The sequence below is a fragment of the Micromonospora sp. genome, assembly GCF_048594385.1.
Lineage (GTDB): Bacteria > Actinomycetota > Actinomycetes > Mycobacteriales > Micromonosporaceae > Micromonospora > Micromonospora wenchangensis.
Genome location: NZ_JBMDWU010000167.1, coordinates 1 through 5,459 on the forward strand (window position 1 = coordinate 1; position 5,459 = coordinate 5,459).

3 protein-coding genes and 1 pseudogene are annotated in these 5,459 nt (G+C 71.5%); 3 read left to right on the top strand and 1 reads right to left on the bottom strand.

Annotation, left to right across the window (positions count from 1 at the left end):
- Positions 1-223 precede the first annotated feature (223 nt).
- The gene (locus ACOJTC_RS08765; RefSeq protein ID WP_420116459.1) at positions 224-1,258 is read left to right on the top strand and encodes an alpha/beta hydrolase; all 1,035 of its coding nucleotides are present in this window, start codon (positions 224-226) and stop codon (positions 1,256-1,258) included.
- Between the two features lie 40 nt (positions 1,259-1,298).
- Here ACOJTC_RS08765 and ACOJTC_RS08770 read toward each other — a convergent pair whose 3' ends face one another.
- Entirely contained in the window at positions 1,299-4,058 is a 2,760-nt protein-coding gene (locus ACOJTC_RS08770) for a response regulator (RefSeq protein ID WP_420116460.1), read from the bottom strand.
- Positions 4,059-4,660: 602 nt separating this feature from the next.
- Between ACOJTC_RS08770 and ACOJTC_RS08775 the strand changes: the two are divergent.
- Both ACOJTC_RS08775 and ACOJTC_RS08780 read left to right on the top strand, forming a co-directional pair.
- A pseudogene (locus ACOJTC_RS08775) lies at positions 4,661-4,768 on the top strand (transcriptional regulator, TrmB); the annotation flags it as partial.
- A 224-nt stretch (positions 4,769-4,992) separates the two neighbouring features.
- On the top strand, positions 4,993-5,459 hold a 467-nt coding region (locus tag ACOJTC_RS08780), incomplete at its 3' end, for an alpha/beta hydrolase-fold protein (RefSeq protein ID WP_420116461.1).

Consider the following 5,459-nt stretch of genomic DNA (forward strand, 5'->3'; position numbering starts at 1 on the left):
CGAGTTCCGCAGGAGCCACGGCGACCGACTTGAGGTAACCCAGGACGTCCGTGAACCAGAGGCGGACGAAGCGGATGTCGCGCTCCTCGAGGGTGCGCAGCACGAACTGTTTCTGCCGGTCCATACCGCACACCTTAGGGAGTGCAGGTGACATCGCGGTGACCACCCGCCCGGGGCGGGTCTCCTGCCGGCTGCCGCACCCCACGTCCCGTACGGTGACCCGATGCCCGGGCCCGTGGTGACCGCCGACCGGGCCGAGCTCTCGATCCCCGACCCCGACCGCCGGTGGGACGCCGTACGGCTGGAGGTCGACTGGGTCTGCGACAGCCCGCGGGCCTTCGCCCTGACCGACGGGTGCTGGACGCTGACGTTGCCCCGTCCTGCGGCCTGGCGCCTGGAGTACCGACTCAGCCTGCATCGCGACGGGCAGCAGGAATGGATCGCCGACCCGACCAACCCCCGGCAGGTGGGCAACCCGTTCGGCGTGCGGTCCGAGCTGCGGTTCCCCGACTATCGCGAACCGGCGTGGCTGCTCACCCCGCCCGGCGGCGACGTGCGTCCCATCAGCGCGCCACGGGTGGCCGGCGCTCCGGCCCTGGGCGTCGCGGTCCGGTTGTGGACCCCCGACGGGCTGGACCCGACCACGGCCGCTCCCCTGCTGCTCGTGCACGACGGCTCGGACCTGGCCGACCGCGGCGGCCTGCTGTCCTGGGCGACGGCCCGCAGCCGGGTCGCGCCGTTGCGGATCGCCCTGCTCGACCCGGCCCCCGGCCGCCGGCAGGACCAGTACGCGGCCGACCCGGCCTACGCCGACCACCTGGCCGATGCGGTCATCCCCGCCCTGACGTCGACGGTCGCCACCAGCACGGTGGTCGGGCTCGGCGCCAGCCTGGGCGCCCTGGCCTGGCTGTACCTGCACCGGCGGCACCCGGACGCGGTCGACGCCCTGGCCCTGCAGTCCGGGTCGTTCTTCACCCGCGAGCTGGATGCGCAGGAGTCCGGGTGGGCGCCGTTCGACCGGATCTGCGACGAGGTCGTCGCCATGTCCCGGCCGGTTCCCGACGGCCGGGTGATCCCGCTGCTGATGACCTGCGGCGCGATCGAGGAGAACCTGGCCAACAACCGGGCCCTGGCCGCCGCCCTGGTCGACCAGGGATATCCGGTCGAACTGATCGTCAATCCGGACGCGCACACCACCGTCGGCTGGCGGGACGTCTGGTTCCCGGCGCTGGACGAGCTGCTCACCGACCACTCCTGATCCCGGGCTCCCGCCTTCTGAGTCCGGAGAAGCGGCGGGGTCAGCGCCCCGGTCCCTGGTCCTCCCCGTCGTGGCTCTGGGCCACCGCCTGCAGCGCGACCAGCAAGGGACCCAGACGCCCGGTTTTGACGACGTACTGATCGGCTCCGGCCTCCTGCATCGCTTCCCTGGTGCGCGCGTCGCCACGGCCGGTGAACACGATGACGTGTGTGGCGGGGCTCTCGCGTTTGACGGCCCGGACCAGCGCCGGACCGCCGCCGGGCATGCTGAAGTCGACCACCAGGACGTCGGGGCGTCGCTTCTGCACCTGCCGGAGGCCCTCGTCCCCGTCCTGGCCCTCGCCCACGATCTCGAACCCCGGCTGCCGGCTGATCAGCAGATCGACCGCTCGGCGCATCTCGGGCCGGTCGTCGCAGACCACCACGGACAGGCACCGGGTGGTTGCTCCGTCACCGCCCCTCCCGGTCGATGGCGTGGCGGTGGGCGCCGCGGGGTCGGCCGGACGCGCCGACCCGGTGGTGACCGCGGGCAGGACCAGGGTGACGGTCGTCCCGTGCTCCTCGCCCTCGGTCACCGTCACCGTGCCGCCCTCCGGCTCGGCTCGCGCCTTCATCACGGCGTGGACCCGCAGGGCTTCGACGTCCGACCCCGCTACCGGTGCATCGTCGGCCAGCGACAGGGCGACGTGGCCGTCCGTCCGAGTCGAGTCCACCCGCAGGACGACCGCGGTGGCGCCGGCGCGCTGCCGGACGTGCAGCATCGCTTCGCGCAAGACGCGGTAGGCGGCCTCCTTCGCCGGCACCGTCAGCGGGACGTGCCGAGGACCGTCGTACCGGAAAGACACGTCGGTCTTGGCGAAGGTCCCGTCGGCCAGACTGCTCAGTGCCGGGCCGAGGCCGGCGCTCAGTTCGGGCGGACTGAAGGCCACCATGATCAGGTTCTGGAGCCAGCCGGTGGTGCCCTCCAGCTCTTCGGCGATGGCCATCAGCTCGGCCCTCGGCCCGGGGTCGAGACGCCCGCCGAGCATTTCCAGCCGCATCACGGCGGCGACCAACTGCTGGATGGGTTCGTCGTGAATGCTCTCGGCCAGCAGGTGACGCTCCCGGGACTCCATCCCCGCCATCCGCTCGAGCAGACCCAGATGCTGCTCCGACTGGCGCATCTCGTGCAGGACCGTTCCGGCCTTGTCCGCCAGGACCTGCAGGACGTCGTCGTCTCCGATCCGGTACGGGTTCCCCGCGACGTGCCGCATCGCCGCCAAGACACCCAGGACGGTCCCGCCGTGCCGGACCGGGGCGATCGCGATGTGCTCGACGTGGCCACCGAACCATTCACGCAGCTCGTCGTCGAACTCGGCGGACCAGGTGGCGGTACGTAGTGCGCTGACCACGTTGCCGTTCCCGATCACCTCGGCGAAGACTCCCGTCGTCGGGACCGGGCGCCGGACGGTCCGATGCAGATGGGCGGATGTCCTGGCGCCCTCGTCGGTGTCGACCGGGGCGACCAGGTCAACCTCGAAGTGGGTCCGGTCCGGACCGAACACGCGCAGCGCGGCGCCGCCGTCGAGCGTCGACGAGACGAGGGTGACGATGCTGGTCAGCAGGTCGGCGTTCGGCAGCGGACTGGTCGCGACCGAGTCGACGATGCGCCGGAGCATGACCCGTCGCGCTTCCGCCGCCTCCAGGCGTTGCTGCTCGTTCCGCTCGCGCGTCCGCACCGTCTCGGTGACGTCGACGTGGGTCGACACCATGCGCAGGAGTCGACCGCCGCCATCCACGACGGTGTGGTGGGTGCTCTGCAGGTACCGCTCGTCGATCCCGTGCTCAGCACCGATGCGGTAGGCGATCGAGTGGTGTCCGGCGGTCCTGGTGGCAGTGCGCCATGCGGCGGTCACCTCGGCGACCTGATCCGCCGCGATCCGGCCGAAGGGCAGCCCGCCGAGGTCGGCGGGGCCCGTCGCACCCCACAGCCGCAACAGAGCCGAATCGTGGGTCCACCCCGATCGCAGGTCGTACCAGGCTCCCCCGAACCCGCCTACCTGCTGGACCTGTTGCATCTGCGCGCGCCGAGCCCGGTCCTCCGAGACGTCCTCGGTTACCAGCAGACCCCCGACGACGGCGCCGTCGTCGACGAGGGGGCGCAGACGGAGCCGCAGCTGCCGGCCACCCGTCGGGCTGTCGTACTCGAAATCGGCCCCCGCGCCCGTGAGCATGTCGGTCAGGCGCGGGCCGAGCACCCGCCAGACGCTCGCCGGGAAGGCATCCTGCACCCGACGTCCCTCGACGTCCTCGGGGCGGTACCCCAGGACGGTCAGGCCCTCGCCGGCCGCCAGGGTGATGGTCAGGTCAGGGTCGAGCCGCATCACCACGGCACCGGGGAGGTTGTCGATCAACTGTCGATACTGATCACGAGCGGCCTGCAGCGCCGCGTGCTGTCGCCGTTCGGTGGTGACATCCCGCATCTGGGCCAGGAAATACCGGCCACCCGAGGCCGAAACCAGCGCGTCGACCGTCGTGACGGCGGTTCTGATGTCGCCGGCCCCGGTCCGGAACTCGGTCGCCCGCTCCAGGTGCTTGAGCTCGCCGGCGAGCCACCGGTCCCCCTCGGCCCGGGCCCGGTCGAGCAGAGCCGGGGCACTGAAGGCGGACACGACTGTTCCGATCGGGTTTTCTGCCGCGAGCATCCGGCGGGCCGACGGGTTCGCCTGCACGATGCGCAACGAGTCGTCGATCAGCACCATCGCCTCGACGGCCAGGTCGAACACGATCCCCAGCGAGGGGCCATCCTCCGCCGTCGACACGGGCAGCTGTCCGGAAGCTGTCACTGATCCCCGCCCCCACGTGCGCTGAAAGTAGCTGGATCGCTACGCATAGCCATATACCTCGGGTCGATGCGCGGTCACCACGTTCGTCGACCGTTGACCCGATGGGGGATGCCGGACGCTGACGGGAGCCGCCGCAGGACGCGGCGACACCCGTCGCGACGCAGGTCCGCCGATTGCGCCGGGCCACGACGACGAACAGCGCACCCACCAGGACGAACAGCCACCCGAGCAGCACCTGGGGCCACACCGCCACACCGGTGTCGGGCAGAGTCGCCGTCGACGTCACGTCGCCGGCGGTCGAGAGGAATCCCGCCGTTCCTGCCCCTCCCGTCGATCGATCCGCCGGGACGGCGCCACCGCCCGAGGGCGAGGTCGTCGAACCGGTCGTCCCGCCCCCCGACGGACCGTCCGCACCGGGCCCCCGCCGGATCCGGTCGCCGTGCGGTGCACGGTGCCGCTGGCGCAGGGCAGCAGCACACAGGACGATCCGCGGCTGCTGACCGTGTTCTGCAGGACGACGCCGACCGCACCGAAGTCCACCTGCACGGTGTAGGTGATCGACTGGGCCCCACTTCGATCTGCACGGCCCGGCCCGCCCCGCCGAGCTCGCACACCTGACCGGTCTCTCCAGTGGCGGCATCAGCAAGCCCATCGATCGGCTCGAGGTCGCCGACCTGGTTCGTCGGGAACGGCAGGCGGTGGCCGGGGATCAGCGCGCCGTCATCGTGGCCCACACGCATCAGGGTCGGGTGATGACCCGCCGGTTCATCGACATCTTCGACCAGCACCTGCAGGACGCGTCCGACCTGATCGACCGGATGAGCGACCTGCAACGGGAACGACGTTCCGCGAGCGAGTGATCGCCACCCCGAGCGCGCATTACGTCCGGCGATGGGCCAGCATGACCAACGTGACCCGCACCGAGTACCACCAGATCGACGCCCCCTCGCTGGGTGGCCGCTGGCAGGTCGCGGTGCACGGCCACTGGGGCCGCCCGGTGCTGTGGTTCCCGTCCCAGGACGGCAAGGAATGGGAGTTCGAGAACGCCGGCATGCTCGACGCCCTGCGGCCGGCCCTGGACGACGGCCTGATCAAGGTCTACTGCGTGCCGTCCTACGACGAGCAGTCGTGGTCGGCGACCTGGAAACCGCTGACCGACCGGGTGGCCGCCCACCAGAAGTTCGAGGACTGGATCATCTGGCACGTCGTGCCGTTCATCCGGGACACCAGCGGCGGCCGCGACGACATCGCCGTGGCCGGGCCGTCTCTCGGCGCGTTCCAGGCGGTGCTGTTCGCGCTGCGGCACGCCCACGTCTTCGGGCGGGCGGTGGCGTTGTCCGGGAATTACGACCCGTGGTCGTGGCGCGCGTGGGGCTC

Bases quoted from the DNA above. Each gene is read 5' to 3' on its own strand.
- ACOJTC_RS08765 (WP_420116459.1), top strand. From the start codon at position 224: ATGCCCGGGCCCGTGGTGACCGCCGACCGGGCCGAGCTCTCGATCCCC.